General features: G+C 55.6%; 18 protein-coding genes and 1 pseudogene. 4 read left to right on the forward strand and 15 right to left on the reverse strand.

Annotated features, from left to right (window positions below; translation table 11 throughout):
- Positions 1-107: 107 nt before the first annotated feature.
- From PMYSY11_RS16350 to PMYSY11_RS16360, 3 genes are read right to left on the reverse strand one after another with little or no spacing between them, the layout of a single operon-like run.
- Positions 108-296 carry a DUF1289 domain-containing protein gene (locus PMYSY11_RS16350; protein WP_069899573.1) on the reverse strand — a complete coding sequence of 63 codons (189 nt, stop codon included), beginning with the start codon at positions 294-296 and terminating at the stop codon, positions 108-110.
- Complete coding sequence (locus tag PMYSY11_RS16355) at positions 296-820, reverse strand: gamma carbonic anhydrase family protein (RefSeq protein ID WP_150547448.1); 525 nt, start codon at positions 818-820, stop codon at positions 296-298. The genes PMYSY11_RS16350 and PMYSY11_RS16355 overlap by 1 nt, the downstream gene beginning before the upstream one ends.
- Positions 821-836: 16 nt before the next feature.
- Positions 837-1,439 carry a CoA pyrophosphatase gene (locus PMYSY11_RS16360; RefSeq protein WP_150547449.1) on the reverse strand — a complete coding sequence of 201 codons (603 nt, stop codon included), beginning with the start codon at positions 1,437-1,439 and terminating at the stop codon, positions 837-839.
- A 167-nt stretch (positions 1,440-1,606) separates the two neighbouring features.
- Here PMYSY11_RS16360 and PMYSY11_RS16365 point away from each other — a divergent pair, with 167 nt between their 5' ends.
- The gene (locus PMYSY11_RS16365) at positions 1,607-2,164 is read left to right on the forward strand and encodes an NUDIX hydrolase (protein ID WP_069899576.1); all 558 of its coding nucleotides are present in this window, start codon (positions 1,607-1,609) and stop codon (positions 2,162-2,164) included.
- 19 nt (positions 2,165-2,183) lie between these two features.
- The gene (locus PMYSY11_RS16370) at positions 2,184-2,693 is read left to right on the forward strand and encodes a L,D-transpeptidase family protein (protein WP_090508973.1); all 510 of its coding nucleotides are present in this window, start codon (positions 2,184-2,186) and stop codon (positions 2,691-2,693) included.
- Between the two features lie 52 nt (positions 2,694-2,745).
- Here PMYSY11_RS16370 and PMYSY11_RS16375 read toward each other — a convergent pair whose 3' ends face one another.
- The 3 genes from PMYSY11_RS16375 to purL all read right to left on the reverse strand — a co-directional run bounded on the left by PMYSY11_RS16375 (position 2,746) and on the right by purL (position 7,357).
- Positions 2,746-3,063 carry a YqfO family protein gene (locus tag PMYSY11_RS16375; RefSeq protein ID WP_150547450.1) on the reverse strand — a complete coding sequence of 106 codons (318 nt, stop codon included), beginning with the start codon at positions 3,061-3,063 and terminating at the stop codon, positions 2,746-2,748.
- 109 nt (positions 3,064-3,172) lie between these two features.
- Entirely contained in the window at positions 3,173-3,442 is a 270-nt protein-coding gene (locus PMYSY11_RS16380) for a CDGSH iron-sulfur domain-containing protein (RefSeq protein WP_075723326.1), read from the reverse strand.
- A gap of 18 nt (positions 3,443-3,460) precedes the next feature.
- Positions 3,461-7,357, reverse strand: coding sequence for a phosphoribosylformylglycinamidine synthase (purL, locus tag PMYSY11_RS16385; protein ID WP_069899579.1), 3,897 nt, complete (start codon positions 7,355-7,357; stop codon positions 3,461-3,463).
- Between the two features lie 167 nt (positions 7,358-7,524).
- Between purL and mltF the strand changes: the two genes are divergently transcribed.
- Positions 7,525-8,994 (forward strand): membrane-bound lytic murein transglycosylase MltF, encoded by a 1,470-nt coding sequence (gene mltF / locus PMYSY11_RS16390; protein ID WP_150547451.1) that lies wholly within the window; start codon positions 7,525-7,527, stop codon positions 8,992-8,994.
- Positions 8,995-9,036: 42 nt separating this feature from the next.
- Here mltF and tadA read toward each other — a convergent pair whose 3' ends face one another.
- The 4 genes from tadA to guaB form a co-directional block, all read right to left on the reverse strand.
- Positions 9,037-9,525 (reverse strand): tRNA adenosine(34) deaminase TadA, encoded by a 489-nt coding sequence (tadA, locus tag PMYSY11_RS16395; protein WP_069899581.1) that lies wholly within the window; start codon positions 9,523-9,525, stop codon positions 9,037-9,039.
- A complete protein-coding gene (locus PMYSY11_RS16400; protein ID WP_150547452.1) occupies positions 9,525-10,892 on the reverse strand; it encodes a multicopper oxidase family protein in 1,368 nt (455 codons plus the stop codon). Before PMYSY11_RS16400 ends, tadA begins: the two co-directional genes overlap by 1 nt.
- Positions 10,893-11,271: 379 nt before the next feature.
- Positions 11,272-12,852 (reverse strand): glutamine-hydrolyzing GMP synthase, encoded by a 1,581-nt coding sequence (gene guaA / locus PMYSY11_RS16405; protein WP_069899583.1) that lies wholly within the window; start codon positions 12,850-12,852, stop codon positions 11,272-11,274.
- A 212-nt stretch (positions 12,853-13,064) separates the two neighbouring features.
- On the reverse strand, positions 13,065-14,534 hold the full coding sequence (gene guaB, locus PMYSY11_RS16410; protein ID WP_069899584.1) for an IMP dehydrogenase: 1,470 nt from the start codon (positions 14,532-14,534) through the stop codon (positions 13,065-13,067).
- Between the two features lie 298 nt (positions 14,535-14,832).
- Between guaB and PMYSY11_RS16415 the strand changes: the two genes are divergently transcribed.
- Positions 14,833-16,473: a mechanosensitive ion channel family protein gene (locus PMYSY11_RS16415; RefSeq protein WP_069899585.1), complete on the forward strand. Its 1,641-nt coding sequence runs from the start codon at positions 14,833-14,835 to the stop codon at positions 16,471-16,473.
- 107 nt (positions 16,474-16,580) lie between these two features.
- Here the strand turns inward: PMYSY11_RS16415 and PMYSY11_RS16420 are convergent, their stop codons facing one another.
- The 5 genes and pseudogenes from PMYSY11_RS16420 to tssI all read right to left on the reverse strand — a co-directional run bounded on the left by PMYSY11_RS16420 (position 16,581) and on the right by tssI (position 22,883).
- Positions 16,581-17,276, reverse strand: a complete 696-nt coding sequence (locus tag PMYSY11_RS16420) for a DUF2931 family protein (protein ID WP_150547453.1) — start codon at positions 17,274-17,276, stop codon at positions 16,581-16,583.
- 14 nt (positions 17,277-17,290) lie between these two features.
- A pseudogene (locus tag PMYSY11_RS16425) lies at positions 17,291-17,928 on the reverse strand (DUF2931 family protein).
- Positions 17,929-17,999: 71 nt separating this feature from the next.
- On the reverse strand, positions 18,000-18,641 hold the full coding sequence (locus PMYSY11_RS16430; protein ID WP_239655606.1) for a DUF2931 family protein: 642 nt from the start codon (positions 18,639-18,641) through the stop codon (positions 18,000-18,002).
- Between the two features lie 68 nt (positions 18,642-18,709).
- Complete coding sequence (locus PMYSY11_RS16435) at positions 18,710-19,402, reverse strand: DUF2931 family protein (protein WP_150547455.1); 693 nt, start codon at positions 19,400-19,402, stop codon at positions 18,710-18,712.
- Complete coding sequence (gene tssI, locus PMYSY11_RS16440) at positions 19,395-22,883, reverse strand: type VI secretion system tip protein TssI/VgrG (RefSeq protein WP_150547456.1); 3,489 nt, start codon at positions 22,881-22,883, stop codon at positions 19,395-19,397. Before tssI ends, PMYSY11_RS16435 begins: the two co-directional genes overlap by 8 nt.
- Between the last annotated feature and the right edge of the window lie 3 nt (positions 22,884-22,886).

The raw sequence follows: 22,886 nt of genomic DNA on the forward strand, positions 1-22,886 counted from the left end.
GGCTATTCAGTACAGGCAAATAGGTAAGACAACCGTTAAAGGCTGGGCAATAGACGCGATTTACAGACGCCGCAAGGCCCGCGCAAACGAGCCGCTCAAAGCAGCAATCAGAGCATCAGGCCTTTTTCGCGGGCACGCTGGTCACACAACACCAGCACTTGGCGACGCTCTTCGTTCTCCATACGGCTCCAGCGCACGATTTCACTCATGCTGCGCTGGCAGCCGGTACACACATCGTCATCGTCGAGCGCACAGATGTGCACGCAAGGCGATTTAACCGGTTTCTCAATGTTCATCAATCGTCTTGCTCAGCAAGCTCCTTGGCATAACGCTGGGCGTTGTGCACGTAATGGGCCGCGCTGGCTTCAAGCATTTTCTTCTGCGCGTCGGTCAGCTCACGCACCACTTTGCCGGGCGATCCCATTACCAGCGAGCCGTCGGGAATCACCTTGCCTTCGGGTATCAGGCTATTGGCGCCGATGATGCAGTATTTGCCGATTTTAGCGCCATTTAGCACCACGGCGTTGATGCCGATCAGGCTGTAATCGTCTACCGTGCAGCCGTGCAGCATGACTTTGTGGCCGATAGTGACGCCTTTACCCAGCGTCAGCGGAAAGCCCATGTCGGTGTGGATCACGGTGCCATCCTGAACATTGCTGTTTTCACCGATATGAATCAGCTCGTTATCGCCGCGCAGAACAGTGTTGAACCAGACGCTGGCGCCGGGCTCAAGTTTGACCTTGCCCACCAGCGTTGCATTCGGCGCCACCCAACTCTCCGGGTGGGCATCAACACTGGCAGTACCTAAACGGTATTTCATAAGGGTCCCTCAATGCTCAACTGAGCTTGATAAAGTGCTCGGGTGGGCGCTGCATGTCGATGCCAGCGTCGAAGATCAGATTGACCAGCTCGACCACCATGATTGCGGTGAGCCCCCATATTTTGAATTCGCCAAAACGGTAGCTCGGCACGTACCAACTCTGGCCGAGATAATCGATGCGATGCGTCACTTCACGCGGGTCGTCACGGAAGAACGCCAGCGGCACCGAGAATACGGCAGCGATTTCGTCGTCATTGGCCACATATTCGACAAAGTCCGGCACCACCGCCACATACGGGGTGACTTGAATACCGTGACGGGAAACCAGTGTACTCAGCGGGCCAATAACTTCGACCAGCCCTGGCGGCAGGCCAATTTCTTCTTCGGCCTCGCGCAAGGCGGTGTCGATGAGGTCGCGGTCTTCCGGGTCACGACGGCCACCCGGGAAGGCGACTTCGCCGCCATGCGTCGACAAGCCGCTGGCGCGTAAAGTCAGCACCACTTCGGGGTCATCACTACGGGTGATCGGCACCAGAACTGCCGCTTCGGGAAACCCCTGATCCGCCACCATCGTGCGTGGGCGGTAATCGCGTACACGTTGCAGTAAATCGTCCTGCATGTTGAATCTCGACTTTTTCTTCTGCCGCGATGATTGCATGAAATATCCCGACGCCCAAGCCCCGGCAAGCGGATCACCGGCACTGATGGTTGAAAATGCCGCAACCGCATAGCTTGCCGACGCACCTGATATCGCGCCAAGATAGAGGCTTGGCAGGAGATTCCAGCATGAAGTTTTGCAGCCTCTGTGGCGCACCCGTAACTCAGCGTATTCCCGAAGGCGACAACCGCCTGCGGTATGTTTGCAGCCATTGCGCAACCATTCATTATGAGAACCCGCGCATCGTGGCGGGGTGTGTGCCGATCTGGGGTGAACAGGTTCTACTCTGCCGCCGGGCCATCGAGCCGCGTGTAGGCTATTGGACGCTGCCAGCAGGCTTTATGGAGAACGGTGAAACACTGGAGGAAGCCGCTGCCCGCGAGACCAATGAGGAAGCCTGCGCGCGCGTTAGCGGTCTGGAGCTGTATACGGTGTATGACCTGCCGCATATAAATCAGGTATATATGTTCTTTCGCGCGCAGCTCGCCGACCTCGATTTTGCAGCCGGAATCGAGAGCCTGGAAGTGCAGCTTTTTCATGAACATGAGATCCCTTGGTCAGAGCTGGCTTTCCCGACGGTTGGCCGTACCTTAGAATGTTACTTTGCGGACCGTCGGCATGATGCCTATCCGGTGCGTAACGAACCCCTTGATGCGCTGCGTGCGCATTACAAAAAAGCCTTTTGATCTGCGGGATTATGCTCTGATGCGTTGGTTGTTCGCCCTACTGTGTCTATCGCTCAGCGTTCTGGCTAACGCCAACCCGCAGCCCCCGCAAGCTTCTCCTGCACCCCGGGTCGACAAGATTCTGGTGGTCAAATCCGAGCGCAAGCTACAGCTCATCAGCCATGGCAAGCCATTCAAGTCTTACCGTATATCCTTGGGCAAAGTGCCGACCGGGCACAAGGAACGCGAAGGCGACCAGCGCACGCCGGAAGGTATTTACTGGGTGGATTGGCGCAAGACCAGCGATAACTTCAACTTGTCGATGCACATCTCCTATCCCAACGCACGGGACATGGCCACTGCGCGCAACAAGGGCACCAAGCCGGGCGGAATGATCATGATTCACGGCACCCCGCTCGACGCCGAATACCCGGAGTGGTTCTTCAATACGCTGGACTGGACCAACGGCTGTATCGCCATGACCAACCCGGACATGCGCGAAGTCTGGTCGCTGGTGAAAGACGGCACGCTGATTGAGATCCGGCCTTAAGCCGCTATCGCTGCAAACAAAAATGGCGCCGGGAGCGCCATTTTTTTATGCCTCAAAACTGCATGTCAGACAGCCGCCACACATCAAAAGCAGGCGTCTCATACGGATGCGCGGCCTTGAGCGCCGCCACGACCTGATGAATGGACTCATCGGCCACGACCAGCTCGACCTTCCACTCATCCACCCGCTCCAGCGCACCCGCCGTGCCTATGAATGGCTGGCTGCCAGGCAATGGCTGAAACTGCCCCTGCCCGAACACCTGCCAGGCACAGTGCTGGTAGTTGCCGACACGTCCGCCACCGGCGTTGAACACCGCCTGTTTGACGGGTTCAAGATGGTTCTCGGGCACATAGAAGCACAATTTGTACATGCGAATTCTCCAACGTCTGCATGCTCAGCTACGACAGCAATCTCCGTACTGGCTCAAGATGAGACCCGATTCGCAGCCGCTTGTTCAGCCCTGCAAGCTCGACTGCCTCTCAATTTCTGCGAATAAACCGCTGCCACCGCTCGGCCATCGAGCTTACCGGCGGCACATGGCTGCCATCACAGAACGGCAATCGTTTCGAGCGCCCACAACGGCACAACAGCAGGAGCTGTTCACGCGCAGGATTTACAGTGAGGCCACGAGCGCAGCCAGAGGGACAATCGGGACGTTGCAGCGAATGCTCGCAACGGCAAAGCAACAAAGGTTCGCCGGGGCTAACCCGACGAACCTCTGGCAGAATCAATGCGGGCTCATCAGCCATGAGCCCGCACCCGCATGATCAATCCGCCCAGACACGGGCATTACGGAACATGCGCAGCCAGGCACCGTCTTCATTCCACTCATCCGGGGCCCACGAGTTCTGCACGGCGCGGAACACACGCTCCGGGTGCGGCATCATGATCGTGACGCGGCCGTCGCGGCTGGTCAGACCGGTAATACCGCGTGGCGAACCGTTCGGGTTGGCCGGATAGTTTTCGGTGACCTTGCCGTGGTTGTCGACGAAACGCATGGCCACGCAACCGGACAGATCCGCTTCCAGCAGTGCTTCTTCGCTTTCGAACTCGGCATGACCTTCACCGTGAGCGATGGCGATTGGCATGCGCGAACCGGCCATGCCCTGCAGGAAGATCGAAGCCGACTCCTGAACCTGAACCATGGCAACGCGCGCTTCGAACTGCTCGGAGCGGTTACGCACGAAGTGCGGCCAGAATTCACTGCCCGGAATCAGTTCGTGCAGGTTGGACAACATCTGGCAACCGTTGCACACGCCCAGCGAGAAGCTGTCTTTACGATCAAAGAAGGCGCTGAACTGGTCACGCGCACGGCTGTTGAACAGGATCGATTTAGCCCAGCCTTCACCGGCGCCCAATACGTCACCGTAAGAGAAGCCGCCGCAGGCAACCATGCCCTTGAACTGCTCAAGGCTGACGCGGCCGCTGAGGATATCGCTCATGTGCACGTCAATCGCATTGAAGCCGGCGCGGTCAAATGCAGCGGCCATTTCGACCTGACCGTTTACACCCTGCTCGCGCAGCACTGCGATTTGCGGGCGCAGGCCTTTCTTGATGTAAGGCGCGCTGATGTTTTCGTTCACATCAAAGCCAAGCTTGGCGCTCAGGCCTGGATTGTCTTCTTCGAGCAGCGCGTCGAATTCCTGATCGGCGCATTCGGCGTTATCACGCAGACGCTGGATCTGGTAGCTGGTAGACGACCACTCGCGCTGCAACATGCGGCGCTCGCCAGTGAATACCTTCTCGCCGTGATAGCTGATCAGCACTTCACCGTTGTTTACCGGCTGGCCGATCACCGAGACGCAATCCGCGAGGCCCGCTGCACTGAACTGCGAGAGGACTTCAGCGGTAACGTCCTGGTGAACCTGAATCACCGCACCCAGCTCCTCGTTGAACAGCACGCCGGCTACTTCATCAAGGTTTTGCGCGAGCGCATCGAGTTGCAGGTTCAGGCCGCAATGGCCAGCAAAGGCCATTTCCAGCACAGTGGCCAACAGGCCGCCGTCGGAGCGGTCGTGATAAGACAACAGCAAGTTGTCGCGATTGAGACCCTGCATGACCGCAAAGAATGCCTTGAGGTCTTCAGCATCATCAACGTCTGGCGCCTGCTTGCCCATCTTGCCGTATACCTGCGCCAGAATAGAGGCGCCCATACGGTTCTGGCCACGGCCCAGATCGATCAGGATCAGATCGGTTTCACCGCGATCCATGCGCAGCTCAGGCGTCAGGGTCTGGCGAATATCAGTGACCGGTGCGAAGCCTGTGACAATCAGCGACATTGGCGACGTCACGCTCTTCTCAGCGCCGTCATCCTGCCAGCGGGTCTTCATCGACATCGAGTCTTTGCCCACTGGAATGGTAATGCCCAGCTCAGGACACAGTTCCATACCCACCGCTTTGACGGTGTCGTACAGGCGCGCATCTTCACCCGGATGACCGGCAGCGGCCATCCAGTTAGCCGAGAGCTTGATGTCGGAGATCTTGCCGATCTTCGCGCAAGCCATGTTGGTCAGGGTTTCACCAATAGCCATACGGCCCGATGCCGGCGCATCCAGCAGTGCCAGCGGCGTACGCTCGCCCATGGCCATGGCTTCACCGGTGTAGGCGTCGAAGCTGGTAGCAGTTACGGCGCAGTCAGCCACCGGAACCTGCCACGGCCCGACCATCTGGTCGCGTGCAACCAGACCGGTAATAGTGCGGTCGCCAATGGTGATCAGGAAGTTCTTGCTGGCAACAGCCGGATGACGCAGCACACGGCTGATGGCTTCGCTCAGCTCAACCTTGGCCGGATCGAAATCATCGCCCAATTCGGCTTCACGGGTGGCTTCGCGGTGCATGCGCGGCGCCTTGCCAAGAAGTACGTTAAGCGGCATGTCGACGGCGTTGTTGTCGAAGTGCGAGTCGGCAACGGTCAGGTGCTGCTCTTCGGTGGCCTCACCGACGACCGCAAACGGGCAACGCTCACGCTCACAAATAGCTTTGAAACGCTCGAAATCCTTGGCATCAACGGCCAGTACATAACGCTCTTGCGACTCGTTGCACCAGATTTCCAGCGGGGCCATGCCCGGCTCATCGTTAGGCACAGCGCGCAGGTCGAAACGACCGCCACGGCCGGCATCGTTCACCAGCTCTGGGAATGCGTTAGACAGACCGCCCGCGCCAACGTCGTGAATGAAGCTGATTGGGTTGTTGTCGCCCAACTGCCAGCAGCGGTCGATAACTTCCTGGCAACGACGCTCCATTTCAGGGTTTTCACGCTGTACGGAGGCGAAGTCGAGGTCGGCAGAACTTGTGCCGGTGGCCATCGACGAGGCTGCACCACCGCCCAGACCGATAAGCATGGCCGGGCCGCCCAACACGATCAGCTTGGAGCCGACAGTGATTTCGGCTTTCTGCACGTGATCTTCACGGATGTTGCCCATGCCGCCCGCGAGCATGATCGGCTTGTGGTAGCCGCGCACTTCATCGCCGTGCGGGGTGCTGATCTGCTGCTCGAAGGTACGGAAGTAACCGGTCAGCGCCGGGCGACCAAATTCGTTGTTAAATGCAGCGCCGCCCAACGGGCCTTCAATCATGATATCCAGCGCAGTCACGATGCGCTCGGGCTTGCCGTAAGGCACTTCCCACGGCTGCTCGAAACCCGGAATTTGCAGGTTGGATACGGTGAAACCTGTCAGGCCGGCTTTCGGCTTGGCACCGCGACCGGTTGCGCCTTCGTCGCGAATCTCACCGCCAGAACCGGTCGATGCGCCCGGGAACGGGGCAATCGCGGTTGGGTGGTTGTGCGTTTCAACCTTCATCAGGATGTGCACCGGCTCATTAACAGCGGCGTACTGACGGGTCTCTGGGTTCGGGAAGAAGCGCCCTGCCGTGCTGCCAACGATAACGGCGGCGTTGTCTTTATAAGCCGACAACACACCTTCGTTGTGCATCTGATAGGTGTTCTTGATCATGCCGAACAGGGATTTTTCCTGAGCCTGACCGTCGATATCCCAACTGGCGTTGAAGATTTTGTGACGGCAATGCTCGGAGTTGGCCTGTGCGAACATCATCAGTTCGATGTCGTGCGGATTGCGACCAAGACCTGTGAAGCTGGTCACCAGGTAATCGATCTCGTCTTCCGCGAGCGCCAGACCCAACTCGACGTTGGCCTGCTCAAGCGCAGCACGACCGCCGGTCAGAATGTCTACCACCGTCAGTGGTTTTGGCGACGCGTGGCTGAACAGCGCGGCGGCGTCTTGCAGGTTGTCCAGCACCAACTGAGTCATGCGGTCGTGCAGCAAGCTCTCTACAACCTGCGCCTGAGCTGCATCCAGCTCGCCACTCACGTAGTAGGCAATACCGCGCTCAAGGCGCTGAATCTTGGCCAAACCACAGTTGTGGGCAATGTCACTGGCCTTGCTCGACCAGGGTGAAATCGTACCAAAACGTGGCACGCTGAGGAAAAGCCGCCCAGAGGGCTCCTGAACCGGCACGCTAGGGCCGTATTTAAGCAGGCGAGCGAGCACTTGCTCTTCGTCAGCGGTGAGCACACCGGTAACATCGGCAAAATGCGCAAACTCGGCGTACAGCCCAGTAACAGCGGGTACTTTGCTGGTTAAAAGCTCAAGCAATTTACCGTGGCGGAAAGCAGAAAGGGCGGGAGCGCCGCGCAAGATCAACATCGGAGACAGCCTCTGGGAAGGGGGTGTACTTTGAGGCCGTGCATTCTAGCGTAAAGCGCCGATAACGGCACCCGTTGACTGCTCCGAAACGATAACTACCTCTGTTAGCAGAGAAGCAGAACGCTGTCGAGATATGGCGAGGTGCAAGCTTTGCGTATACTGCATGGATGTTTGCCCAATCTGTGATCCGCAAGCACTGCACCTTCTGGGTGGCAGTGATCGGTATCCTTCTGCAGCTCAGTGGTTGCGCCGAGGAACAAAAACCTCCGAGCGCACTAGAGCGTGTGCAGACGGAGGGAGTCCTGCGCGTGATCACCCGCAACAGCCCGGCCACCTACTTCCAGGACCGCAACGGCGAAACCGGCTTCGAGTACGAACTGGTCAAACGCTTTGCGGCTGACCTCAAGGTCAAGCTGGAAATTCAGACCGCCGACAACCTCGACGAACTGTTTTCCCGACTAAAGGCACCGGACGGCCCCTCTTTGGCGGCGGCTGGCCTGACCTCCAGCGCTGACCGCAAAAGCGAGTTTCAATTCTCCAAGCCTTATTTGCAGGTCACCCCGCAAGTTATCTACCGCCATGGTAATCGCCGCCCTACTCGCCCCGAAGATTTGATCGGCAAGAAAATCATGGTGCTTAAAGGCAGCAGCCACGCCAACCAGCTGGCCATGCTCAAAGTCCAGTACCCCACACTCGCCTACGAAGAGTCTTCCGATGTGGAAGTGGTCGACTTGCTGCGCATGGTCGATGAAGGCCAGATCGACCTGACTCTGGTCGATTCCAATGAGCTGTCGATGAACCAGGTTTACTTTCCCAATGTTCGCGTGGCCTTCGACCTTGGTGACGAACTGGGCTTGAGCTGGGCCGTACCCGGCGGTGAAGACCACAGCCTGCTCGATGAGATGAACGCCTTTCTCCAGCGCGCCAACGAAAACGGTAGCCTCAAACGCCTGAAAGACCGCTACTACGGACACGTCGATGTACTTGGCTACGTTGGCGCCTACACCTTTGCCCAACACCTGCAAAATCGCCTGCCACGTTACGAGCAGTTCTTCCGCGATGCCGGCAAGAATCACTCGCTGGACTGGCGCCTGCTCGCGGCAATGGGTTATCAGGAATCACTCTGGCAGCCCACGGCCACCTCGAAAACCGGTGTTCGCGGGCTGATGATGCTGACCTTGCGCACGGCGCAGGCAATGGGCGTGTCCAACCGACTCGACCCCAAGCAGAGTATTCAGGGCGGCGCCAAATACATCGTCAAGGTTAAGGCAGGCCTGCCAGACAGCATTAAAGAGCCGGATCGCACATGGTTTGCGCTGGCGGCTTACAACGTCGGCGGCGGGCACCTTGAAGATGCGCGCAAGCTGACCCAAGCTGAAGGCCTCGACCCGAACAAATGGCTCGATGTGCAGAAGATTCTGCCGCGGTTGTCGCAAAAGAAGTGGTTCAGTAAAACCCGCTATGGCTATGCCCGCGGCGGTGAGCCGGTGCACTTTGTGCGCAACATCCGTCGCTACTACGACATTCTCACCTGGGTAACTCAGCCACAGCTGGAAGACAGCCAGGTCGTCGACAGCAATATCCACGTGCCCGGCATCGACAAGAACAACCTGAAGAAAGAAACCTCGCCGCTCTAAGCACGCAGCCCAAAACCACTCGACTACGAACTCGAAGGCTTATTACTGGCCTTTGCTGGCCCGCCGCGCACGAAAAAATTCGGTGAGCACCGCGCCGCACTCATCTGCCAGCACGCCGCCCTCAATCATCACGCGATGATTGAGAAACGTCTGATTAAAGAACTCGCCACGGCTGATGGCCACACCGGCTTTGGGCTCGGTTGCACCATATACAACCCGCTCAATGCGCGAATGAACAATCAGCCCTGCACACATGCTGCACGGCTCAAGCGTCACGTATAAGGTGCTACCCGGCAGGCGGTAGTTAGTCAGCCGCAAAGCCGCATCACGAATCGCCACCATCTCGGCATGGGCGCTGGGATCATGGGTGGTAATCGGGCAATTGAAGCCACGCCCGACAATCTCGCCATCCTGAACCAGCACCGCGCCGACCGGCACTTCACCGACCGCAGCGCCTTGGCTGGCCAGCGCCAGCGCTTCACGCATGAAGTGGGCATCGCGAGTGCGATCAATGATTTTAACCGGACGCATCAGGCTACCTTTATCGCCGCCATAAGGCCTGTTTCCATGTGATCAATCACATGGCAGTGGAACATCCACACCCCAGGATTATCGGCGACAAAGGCAATGCGCGCCGTTTCGTTCTTGCCGAGCAGGTAGGTATCGGTGAAGTACGGGATGATTTTCTTGCGGTCGGAGCTGATCACCTTGAAACTCATGCCGTGCAAATGCACCGGGTGCAGGTACTGCGCCATATTGCGCAGCTCGAAAATGTAGTGATTGCCCAGCTTTAACGTGGCGATTGGCCGATCCGCACAGGTCTTGTCATTGATATCCCAGGCCTGGCCGTTGATCTGCCAATACTGAGCTGGCCCCGCCTGATTCGGGTCTGCTAATGCAGCGGCCCATTCGAAGTTGAACTTGATAGTTTCAGCCTTGGCCAGATCGGGCTCGGCCACAGGATTGGCCGGCAATGCTGGCGGCCACTCTGCTGGCGCATCAGTGCTGGCAACACTCTTGATTGTCGCCAAACGCAACGGCCCGTTACGCAGTGACAACTCGGTGCCCTCTGCCGGAACCTTGAGCGCCAGATCGAGCCGCATTCCCGCGCCCAACCAGTATTCCTTGCCCAGATCACGCGGCTCGATCGGATTACCGTCGAGCGCGTAAATACGCGACTCGGCGCCGGGCAGATTTATACGGTAGGTCATGGTGCTGTCGACGTTAATCAGGCGCAGGCGAACCACCTGCCCGGCAGGTAACTCGATCACCGGACGCGGCACACCATTGATTGTCGACAGCCGGCCCCGTGTGCCGGCGCGCGCCGCTTCACGGGGAATACTGAACGGGGTGAATGCGCCCTCTTCATCAACATTCCAGGTCTTCAGGCTCAGTGTGCGCTCATGCGCAAAGCCGGTCGGCTCACGCTCATCAATGATCAGCGGCCCGACCAATCCGCGTCCCAGCTGTTTGGAACTGGCCAGATGTGGGTGATACCAGTAGCTACCGGCATCGGGCGGGACGAACTGATAGTCGAAATACTCACCTGGCAATACCGGCAATTGCGATACATAAGGCACGCCGTCCATTTCCAGCGGGATGCGCATGCCGTGCCAATGAATCGTGGTTTGTTCCGGCAGCTTGTTGATAAAGCGCACACGCAACAGATCGCCCTGACGGCAACGAATCTCGGTGCCCGGCGCCTGCGGGCCAAAGCCCCACACCGGGGTTTTATGGCCGGGAACCAGCTCCATGTCAAAGGGCGCGGCGATCAACTCGTAATCGTGGGTCTTGCGATCAAACGGGCGGCCCAGCCAGTAACGTGCGCCACCGGCACCCAGGCCAACGACGGTTAAGCCAGTCAGCCCGGCGAGAATTTGTCTACGCGTGAACGACATGTAAATGGACTCCTTTAGCCAACATTCATGAGCCCATCAGGCGACGGTTACCAGCGTCTCCTCTGCGGGAAACGGCCAATGTCATAAAGGCTGCGGCATCAGCCTCTCAGCTGATAACTCTGTGAATAGCGGAATGAGAATATTTTAACACGCAACGATCCGGGTTAACGACCACAACAACGCCCGCCATCAGCGCCACTGTGTCGCACCGCTGAAGTGCAGCAACCACGCAGCTCTCTCAGCCACTGAGAGTTAAGAGCGTACAGCCGGCGCGGGCCAAACGCCGGACTGTGCAGGCAATAAAAAACCCGCGAATGAGCAGCTGCTAGGCTGTCATGCGCGGGCTCGGGTAACGTCAGGCTAGCGCACTAGCCGGATGTTATTCCCACTCAATCGTTGCCGGTGGCTTGCTCGACACGTCGTAAGTGACGCGGGAGATGCCTTCGATCTCGTTGATGATGCGGTTGCTGACCTTCTCCAGCAGCTCGTATGGCAGATGCGCCCAGCGAGCGGTCATGAAGTCGATGGTTTCAACAGCGCGCAGTGCAACAACCCATGCATAACGACGACCGTCACCGACGACGCCAACCGACTTGACCGGCTGGAACACCACGAACGCCTGACTGGTCTTGTGGTACCAGTCGAAGTTGCGCAGTTCTTCGATGAAGATGTGGTCGGCGCGACGCAGCAGGTCGGCGTATTCCTTCTTCACTTCACCGAGAATCCGCACGCCCAGACCCGGGCCCGGGAATGGGTGACGGTAAACCATGTCGTACGGCAGACCCAGCTCAAGACCGATGCGACGCACTTCGTCCTTGAACAGTTCACGCAGCGGCTCGACCAGTTTGAGGTTCATTTCCTCTGGCAGGCCACCGACGTTGTGGTGCGACTTGATAACGTGTGCCTTGCCGGTTTTAGCGCCAGCAGACTCAATCACGTCCGGGTAAATGGTGCCCTGCGCGAGGAACTTGATGTTTTCCAGCTTGGACGCTTCGGCATCGAACACATCGATGAAGGTGCGACCAATGATTTTGCGCTTTTTCTCCGGATCGGCTTCGCCAGCCAGGTTATCCAGGAACTGCTTTTCAGCGTTGGCACGGATCACCTTGACGCCCATGTTCTCGGCGAACATGGCCATCACTTGCTCGCCTTCGTGCAGGCGCAGCAAACCGTTATCGACAAACACGCAAGTCAGCTGGTCGCCAATTGCCTTGTGCAACAGCGCGGCAACCACGGAGGAGTCAACACCGCCCGAAAGGCCAAGCAATACGTTGGCATCACCCACCTGAGCACGAACCGTGGCGATGGCATCTTCAACGATGTTCGACGGGGTCCACAGGGCTTCACAACCGGCGATTTCCAGCACGAAGCGCGACAGAATGCGGCCGCCTTGCTTGGTGTGGGTCACTTCCGGGTGGAATTGCACGCCGTAGTAGCCACGCGAGTCGTCGCTCATGGCGGCAATCGGGCAGCTCGGGGTGCTGGCCAGAACGTGGAAGCCTTCCGGCATGCTGGTGACTTTGTCACCGTGGCTCATCCACACGTCCAGACCGAATACGCCGTCGTCATCGATATGATCTTCGATGCCGTCCAGCAGGCGCGCCTTACCGACAACGTCTACGCGGGCATAGCCGAATTCGCGGACGTCGGAACCGAGCACTTTACCGCCCAGTTGCTCGGCCATGGTTTGCATGCCGTAGCAGATACCGAAGACCGGAACGCCCAGATCGAAAACAGCCTGCGGTGCACGCGGGCTGCCTTCTTGATGAACAGACTCGGGGCCACCGGCGAGAATGATGCCGCGCGGAGCGAAAGCGCGGATGTCTTCATCGCTCATGTCGAACGGGTGCAATTCGCAGTAAACCCCGATTTCACGTACGCGACGTGCGATCAGCTGGGTGTACTGGGAGCCGAAATCCAGAATCAGGATGCGATGGGCGTGAATATCAGGGTGAGCCATAGCCGTCTCTCGTAGCGGAATGCACAAATGACAAAGGGCCGATTAACTCAGCCCCGTACTTCATAAACTTTTCAAAAATAACCTTGCTGCTTCTGCACTGGCGAATACGGCAAGGAGGTAAAGCGCGAACGGCATATTTGCCTCAGCAAACAACGCCCTCTCGCTTTACCCCGCCTTACCCGCCCTGCGCATGCGAGCAGCAAAGTGATTTTTTAACCGACGCGGTAGTTCGGTGCTTCTTTGGTGATCTGCACATCGTGAACGTGCGACTCAGCCATACCGGCGCCAGTAATGCGAACGAACTCAGGCTTGGTGCGCATCTCATCAACCGTTGCGCATCCGGTGTAGCCCATCGAAGCACGCAGGCCGCCCATCAACTGATGAACGATAGCCGCCATAGCGCCCTTGTACGGCACACGGCCTTCAATACCTTCCGGCACCAATTTCTCGGCACCTGCGGATGAGTCCTGGAAGTAACGGTCGGACGAACCTTGCGCCTGACCCATTGCACCCAGCGAACCCATGCCGCGGTAGGCTTTGTAAGAACGGCCCTGGAACAACTCGACTTCACCTGGCGCCTCTTCAGTACCAGCCAGCATCGAGCCGATCATCACGCAGGATGCGCCCGCAACCAGCGCCTTGGACAGGTCGCCGGAGAAACGAATGCCACCGTCTGCAATCAATGGCACGCCTGTGCCTTCAAGTGCAGCGGCAACGTTGGCAACGGCAGAAATCTGCGGCACACCAACACCTGCAACGATACGCGTGGTGCAGATCGAACCCGGACCGATACCGACCTTAACGCCGTCAGCACCCGCCTCAACCAACGCCAGAGCAGCAGCGCCGGTGGCGATGTTGCCGCCGATCACCTGGATATCAGGGAAGCTTTCCTTGACCCAACGCACGCGGTCGATCACACCTTTGGAGTGACCGTGCGCGGTATCAACGATGATCACGTCAACGCCGGCAGCAGCCAACGCGGTTACGCGGTCAGCGGTTTCAGCGCCAGTACCAACAGCCGCGCCAACACGCAGACGACCTTGGTCATCTTTGCTGGCAAGCGGGTAAGCCTTGGCTTTTTCAATGTCTTTTACCGTCATCATGCCTTTGAGCTTGAACGCGTCATCGACAATCAGGACTTTTTCGAGGCGGTGCTTGTGCAGCAACTCGCGGGCCGCTTCTTTAGCAGCGCCTTCTTTAACAGTGACCAGACGCTCTTTCGGCGTCATCACTTCGTGGACTTTAGCGTCCATGCGTGTTTCAAAACGCACGTCGCGGGAAGTCACGATGCCAACCAGATCGCCGTCAGACAGCACCGGAACGCCGGAGATGTTGTTCTGGCGGGTTAGCTCAAGCAGATCACGCACAGTAGCGTTGGCTTCGATGGTAATAGGGTCTTTGACCACACCCGACTCGAACTTCTTGACCTTGCGCACTTCGGCAGCTTGCTGCTCGATGGTCATGTTCTTGTGGATGATGCCGATGCCACCTTCCTGAGCCATGGCAATTGCCAGACGGGCTTCAGTAACGGTGTCCATCGCAGCGGACAACAACGGGATATTCAGTTCAATTCCACGGGTCAGGTGAGTCTTGAGGCTCACATCCTTCGGCAGAACTTCTGAGTAACCTGGAATAAGTAAAACGTCGTCGAAGGTAAGAGCTTCTTGACTGATACGCAGCATGGCGGGGGCTCCCAGACGGGAAAATTGGAAGCGCGTCATTATACCCAGCAGCGGCCCTGCACTCAATGCAAACTATCATTACGCGACGATTTACAGCCTCAAACAGCGCGAAAGACCCTGACACAGGCAAAAATTGGCCAGCAATACGCATAAAAAGCCAAATGCTGGGCTATACAGTTATGCCAAGCTGATTCGCCGGCTGGCATTGTGCGCACAGGACTGCTCAGTGCCCTCAATGGCGGACGTCTATAGTCACTTTATGGTCAATACCTGATCTTCGATGTGTAAGGAGCCTCACATGCGTAATCTGCTTCAGGTTTTGCTGTTTGCCTGTCTCAGTGTAATGACACTTTCGGTTAGTTGGGCGCAGGATGAAACGCCGACAAACAACACATCAGGGACCATCAACCCCAATGCTGAACCCGCCGATTTAAAAATAGCCAACCGCACCATCTTCACCTTCCGCGCCGAACTACTCGGTGAAACGCCGCAGCTACGGCAACGCCGCGCAGTGGCGGCGATCAATGAGGCACTCGACGAGTACACCGACCTGCCTGTGAGCATCGACCAAGTCCAAAAAAGCTACGTCATCCTGATGGGCTCCAACCGGGCATTCTTTGTCACACCGGGCGACGTTGACCCCGTCACACCGTTGTCGACTCAGGAAACAGCCAAAGCGGCCGCCGCCAAACTGGAGCGGGTAATCAGCGAAACGCAGGAAAGCCGCGATTTGAACTTCATGTTCAAGGCTGTGGGGTATTCGGCTGCCGCCACGGTGATCTACATCCTGCTGCTCAACGGTATCGCGCTGCTGCGCAACAAACTGCTGGATCAACTGCCTAAATTGCTGCAGCGCCATAACATGTCGCTCAAGGTTGGCCAGACCCAGTTGATTGATACGCGCCAACTGTATCCGCTGATCTCGCGGATATTCTGGGCTTTACGCTGGCTGTTGATATTGCTGCTGACATACCAGTGGATCAGCTTCGTGCTGTCCTGCTTTCCCTACACGCGCCCGTGGGGCGAAAGCCTTAATGCCTACTTGCTGGATATCGCCGGCTATATTGTGCACGGCGTTATCGGCGCCATACCCGGTTTGGGGATTGCGCTTTGCATCTTCATGCTCGCCCGGGCGACAACTCACTTCACCAAACGCCTGCTCACCCGCATGGCAACTGCTGGGCGTAGCTTCACCTGGCTGAACTTCGAGACCCTGTCACCGACAACCAAACTCACCTCGCTGGCAGTCTGGTTATTTGCCCTGGCGATGGCCTACCCGTATTTGCCCGGCGCTGGTACAGAGGCATTCAAAGGATTGTCGGTACTGGTCGGTTTGATGATCTCACTCGGCGCATCCAGCGTTGTCGGACAAGCAGCAGCCGGTTTGATCCTGACGTATTCGCACACCTTCCGCGTAGGCGAATATGTGCGCTTTGGTGATCACGAAGGCACCGTCAGCGAAATGGGCATGTTCACCACCCGCATCCGCACCGGCCTGGGTGAAGTACTGACCATCCCCAACTCAATGATTACCGGCGGCGTAACCAAGAACTACTCACGCGCCGTAGACGGCAAAGGCTACATCGTCGATACCGTCGTCACCATCGGCTACGACACCCCTTGGCGCCAGGTCGAAGCGATGCTTCTGGAAGCTGCCTCGCGCACACCCGGCATATCCAGCGTACCGGGCGCGGTGGTGTTTCAAACAGCTTTGTCAGACTTCTACCCGGAATATCGTCTGGTCGCCCATGCAATGCCCAGCCAGCCACGCCCACGCGCAGAGCTGCTGAGCGCGCTGCACGCCAACATACAGGACGTATTTAACGAGTACGGCGTACAGATCATGTCGCCGCACTACCTCGGCGACCCCGCACAAGAGAAGTGGGTACCCAAAGAGAAGTGGTACCAACAGCCGGCAAAGCCGGAAGAAGAGGCTTAAATAAAAGCCCGCTGCACCTCGAAGGTACAGCGGGCAGTTTTTTCAGGTACCAAGCCGATTGCTTTGGCACAGGGTTGAACAGCACACCTATTTACAGCAGATGCCAGCTACCAAGACTCGTACGGTATGCCAAATTTCTCGACGTACGCCTTGGATATGTCAGTAAGCGGCCTGTAATGACCATTGGACTTGCCCTCGTAAGGGCCGCGCGGATCAACAGTGGCTTGTGTACGTGAGACTTCAATAGATTCAAGGCATGGACCAGTGACCCAAGTTTTTGCAATGCCACCTGGAGCAAGGCCAATTACAATTGCTTTCCGATAATCCGTGATCCACTTCCCATAGGGTGCGCAATAAATTTTTTCGCCTTTACGCATTATCTCCCGAGTTGATGCTGGGATTTTTATATAAGCTTCGTAAGTTTGCGGCTCCACCATAGATTGCCAACGAACATAGATCAGTCCTGGCAAAGCCGCACCGGCTACATACTTACCTGCCCCCCACCCAGGCCTTTCAGGCCATCCTTTAGGATTACCTTTAAACACCTGAGGAACCCCATTATTGAATGCCCTTGGATATCGGAGCCCGACACTACCACTACCACTTCGTCGAAACACAAGATTGTTAACATCGACCACATCAGCAGTCTCAATCCACACCTCCATATAGTCCGGCGCGAAGAACCCTACACGCCATTCATCGTATGGCATTGATTGTCTATCTAATACTCCACAGCCACTCAACACCAGGAGCAAAGAAAGCAAAACTGATCGACAATTGAAAAGTTCCCACTTGCTGTGCATGAAAGCCCGCCCAACTACCATGACTCGTACGGTATGCCAAATTTCTCGACGTACGCCTTGGATATATCAGTGAGCGGCCTGTAATGACCATTGGACTTACCTTCGTAAGGACCGCGCGGATCAACTGTGGCTTGAGTACGTGATACTTCAATAGGTTTAAGGCATGGACCGGTGACCCAAGTTATTGCAATGCCACCTGGAGCAAGGCCAATTACAATTGCCTCACGGTAATCTGTTATTACTTTGCCATCAGCACGGCAGAATACCTTTTCACTATTACGCATCAACTCTCGCGCTGACTCTGGGATACTGATATAAGCTTCGTATGTTTGAGGCTCTGCCATCGACTGCCAGCGAACATAGATTTTTTTAGGCAAATCAGAACCTCTCACATACTTTCCGCCCCCCAGCCTGGTCTTTCAGGCCAACCTTTAGGATCACCTTTAAACTCAAGGGGTATTCTCTTGTCTAAGGGCCTCGGGTAAAGAACTGAAACAATACCGCCACCTGCTCCGCGATATATATACTCGTTGATATCGACCACTTCAGCTGTCTCAACCCATACCTCCATATAGTCCGGAGCAAAGAACCCTAAACGCCATGCATCATAAGGCATTGATTGTCTATCGATTGCTGCACAGCCGTTCAACATGAGCAGCAAAGAAAGCAAAGCTAATCGACAATTGAAAAGCGCACACTTGCTGTGCCGATAAGCCCGCCCAACTACCATGACTCGTACGGTATGCCAAATTTCTCGACGTACGCCTTGGATATGTCAGTAAGTGGCCTGTAATGGCCATTGGACTTACCTTCGTAAGGGCCGCGCGGATCGACTGTGGCTTGCGTGCGTGAGACTTCGATAGGTTTAAGGCATGGGCCGGTGACCCAAGTTTTTGCAATACCCCCGGGAGCAAGGCCAATTACAATTGCCTCACGGTAATCTGTTATTACTTTACCATCAGCACGGCAGAACACCTCTACACTGTTACGCATCATCTCCCGAGTTGATTCTGGAATCTCGATGTAAGCCTCATAAGTTTGTGGTTCTACCATAGACTGCCAACGAACATAGATTTTTTTAGGCAAATCAGAACCTCTCACATACTTTCCGGCTCCCCAACTAGGATGCTTTGGCCAACCAGTTGGGTCACCTTCAAAAAGCTTAGGAACATCGCTACCAAATGCATCTGGATAGTTCATAGCGGCAACACCGCCTCCAACACCTAGAAACACATAGTTTTCTACATCAACCACCTGTGCAGTCTCGATCCAAACTTCCATGTAATCCGGCGCAATGAATCCTAACCGCCAAGCATCGTAAGGCATTTTCTGATTACCCAAAGCGGCGCAACTACTCAACATCATAAGCAATAAAAGCAAAGCTAATCGACAATAGAAAATTTCACACTTGCAGCGTATATAACCACGCCCAACTACCATGACTCGTACGGTATGCCAAATTTCTCGACGTACGCCTTGGATATATCAGTAAGCGGCCTGTAGTGGCCATTGGACTTACCTTCGTAAGGGCCACGCGGATCAACTGTGGCTTGCGTGCGTGATACTTCAATAGGTTTAAGACATGGACCGGTGACCCAAGTTTTTGCAATGCCACCTGGAGCAAGGCCAATTACAATTGCCTCACGGTAATCTGTTATTACTTTGCCATCAGCACGGCAGAACACCTCTACACTGTTACGCATCATCTCCCGAGTTGATTCTGGGATCTCGATGTAAGCCTCATAAGTTTGTGGTTCTACCATAGACTGCCAGCGAACATAGATTTTTTTAGGCAAATCAGCATTCCTTACATACTTACCTTTTCCCCACCCAGGGTTTTCAGGCCAACCCTTTGGTTTTCCATTGAAACTGTCTGGGATCGTTTTGGCTAATGGCCTCGGATATATGATTGAAGCAATACCACCGCCAGCTCCGCGAAAAACATGCTCATTAATATCGACCACTTCAGCTGTCTCGATCCATACTTCCATATAATCAGGCGCAAAGAACCCTAACCGCCACGCATCGTAGGGCATAGATTGCTTGCCTAACACATTACAACTACTCAAAAGCAGCGCCATCAACAACGCTAAGCACTGCTTATGAAGCCTAAAAAATCTATTCATTTTTGTACACCACTCTTTTGTAATTATCTGCCGGTCTATTTATGAACACCACATCTAAACTACTATTATTCCACCCTTTAGCTGCATTCCAATTAGCGGACATGTGGATGTAACGCTGATAAAGCAGTGCTATTTCCTCACTAGTCAAGTTAGATACAGTCGCTTGCCCCAACGCATACGCTGTGAGCTTTCCTGAAATAGCTTCTAGTTCAGTTGGTAGCACTAGGGTCGGATCGCCTTGATCAACCTCATTGAATGGGACTCTATTCTGCACTGCCAACTCACGCATAATTCGAAAGTAAACCAAAGCCAAGTCGCTACTGACATGACGCTCGCTACTCGGTGCGGCGTATACATAGCGCCCCTTGAAACGGTCACCTTTAGCGAATCGTTCAGCTTGTACTTCCCAAGCATGCACTTGCAAAGGAAGTTTGTAAGGGCGAAATCTATCTTCTAGTTCTACCATGGTTTCCTGGGCATAAAGGTAGCTAGGCGCTGCTGTTATAGGTGTGTGCTGACTGACTAAACTACGCTGTGGCTTAGACAGCAGTACACGTTCAGTAGCGTTAGGAAGATATCCTCCTCCTAAGTCGGAATGCGCACCTGGCAACACTATATCTGCCGCTCCAGCACTGTTAAGCGAGAAGTTATAGCGATACTCGTCTTTGGCAACTAACTGTACGATTCTAGACGCTATTCTTGGCGCAAGATAAAGATTCACACCTGTATTAATTTTATTATGCCCGCTAAAATCCCCAGCCAACGGATCCACAATCGCGGCAACAGTGTCAAACAAACCAATATAGTTAATTGACACATTAGCCTTCTCACCCCAATCGAAAGTTCTAGAAAACACGGCCATCTCTGAAGGAATGCCTTTAGAAAGCACACTATGGTGACCCTTTGCTATCTCATTGGCAAAATGTCGCGCAGCAGCAGCTCCGCGACTAAACCCAAACAAGTCGAAAATAATTTTATTAATCTTTATATCGGAATTTAATTCAGAAATTTGCCTGACACCTCTAAGAATCTCTTCAGGGGCTTGCTCAACTCGCGCCAACACTCCCTGCTCTCCCTGACCAGTTCCTTGTGCATATATCGAATCATCCTCCCCACTACTCGTCCCAATGCCTTCTATGTAAACGCTCAAATATGCTATGTCTTTCCCACTAATAAAGTTAGAAACATCATCAGGATACAGCTTATACAACCTAGCTATATTGCTTACATCATTACCATAACTATCATCTGGCGGATTGCCTTTACTATCGAAACCATGCTCTTCACAAAATGCTTGAATATCCTCTCCCATGTCCGTCAAGTTCACGTCTTGGGCACGGCAGTTTGCGGCTTGCTCGCTGTTCGAACGATTGTTACCGGTGCCATCGAAGAACACGCCTACGCGTAGGGTGATGTTCCTTTGTTCAAGTTCTTCTTCCTCTTCCTCTTCTTCAATCAAGGCTTTAACCGGTGCAGGTACTGCTTGCAGCGCATTTGCTTTTCGCGAGTTGAGTATCGCGCCTGCGGCTACCACATCCGCCAAACCCGGTATCTCAGCCCCCAGCACATAAATCCCAGAGCCCTTCCCTGGTTTGCCTCCGGCATTGATGCGAATAGTCGGGCCAACCATGCTGATGCCGCTCGGGTCGAGTTTGAGGAAGCTGCCGCCAGCTTTGGCGGTGAGTTCGATGGCGGCTTCGGCGACGACTTTGTCACCGGCGTACAGATGAACTTCTCGGCCCGCGCGGGTGAGTAACGCGGTTCCAGCTTTGATGTGCTGGGTTTGGCTGACGCTTAGGTGGTCGCTGGCCTTGGCCTCGACTTTGCGCGCCAGGTCGATGGTGATTTGCTCTTGCGCCTTGAACTCGCTGTAGCTGTTGGCGGTAACGGCATCGTGGCGCTCGTTGCCGACTGTGATGTTCTGGTCGTGCTTGATGTGCTGGTCCCAGTCGCGGGCCGCGTGAATGAATATTTGCTCTTCGCCTTTTTTGTCTTCAATGCGTAACTCGTTAAAGCCTCCGCCGCCGGGTGAGCTGAGGGTTTTGAAGCTGCTGCGGGTTTTATTGGCGGGCAGCACATAGGCCGTGTTGTGGCGTTTGTGATACAGGCAACCGCTGATGATGGGCTGATCGGGGTCGCCCTCAAAAAAACTCACCAGCACTTCCATGCCGATGCGCGGGATAACAACAGAGCCGTAGCGTTTACCGGCCCAGGTTGATGACAGGCGCAGCCAGCAGCTGCTTTTGTCATTGCCCTGGCCGAGTCGGTCCCAGTGAAACTGCACTTTGACCCGGCCGTATTCGTCGCAATGAATCTCTTCACCCGCCGGCCCGGTGACCACCGCCGTCTGGTTGCCCAGCACTTTGGGCTTCATGTGAATGCGCGAGGGGCGAAAGAACACATCCCATGGCGTGGCAGTGAAGCGGTTGCGGTAGCCCTGATGGAAGTCTTCAGCGTTTGCGGTGGTATCGCTGGTGATGTGTTCTTCGAGCACTTGCGGCTGTTTGCCTTCGTGCACGAGGCTGGTCAGCAGCCACAAATCGTTCCATTCGCTGCGCGGGTGATCGCTAAGGCGCAGGAAGTAGCCGCTGCACAACTGCGGATCATCGCCGCGCCCTTCGACCAACGCATAGTCCGCGCGATGGCGCTCAAGGGCGCGTTGACTTAAATGTCGGCAGCGGTCTCGGTCATAGACGCCGGCTGGATAGGCGTAATCCTCAAGATCGGGTTCGGCGCCGTTATTCAGTGGACTTTCATCGGCTTCAAGCAACAGGCGAGGTTTCTCGAAGTTATAGTCGCGCCTTGTTGTGCGCTGGGTACGCGCCTCCATGCGCAAGGCGAAGCTTTTGATCACCGGCTCATCGGCAACCATGCCGCTGTCTTGTTGATACGGGGTGGGCTTTTCGAGTTTGCGGAAGAAGGTCTGGTCATCGGCAAACACCATCAGGTGCCCGTCCGGGCTGTGTTCGAAGTGGTAGTGAATGCCCTCTTCTTCACACAGGCGCTGGATAAAGTGCAGATCGGTCTCGTCGTATTGCACGCAATACACGCGCTTGGGATACACGGTTGGACCAAGATCGAAGCGATAGGCAGTGCCCAGAATGCCGTGCGCTTCAAGCACCTGACTGATGATTTGCTCGACCGTCAGGTTCTGGAAAATCCGCTGATCGCTGCTGTGCTGCAAGTACGCCACGTGCGGCACCAGCACCATCGCGTAACGGTGCAAACGCTTGCCCGAATCGCCTTGGGAGACCTGATAAACCTGGCCGTGAATACCGTTACCGGCCGGATCGAACGCGAGGAAAACCTGACGGTGCAACAGTTGCCCAAGATCGAAGTCCGGGGTTTCACTGACCAGCTCTATCGAGAATTGATACGGCGTACTGATCGCTTCGGTGCCAGTAAAGCCCAGCACCTGAAAGTCGTGCTGCAAGCCTTGTATCTGCACGCTGAAATGGGTTTCGTTGCTGGGGTTGAACATGGC

It is taken from the genome of Pseudomonas marincola (assembly GCF_900682675.2).
GTDB lineage: Bacteria > Pseudomonadota > Gammaproteobacteria > Pseudomonadales > Pseudomonadaceae > Aquipseudomonas > Aquipseudomonas marincola.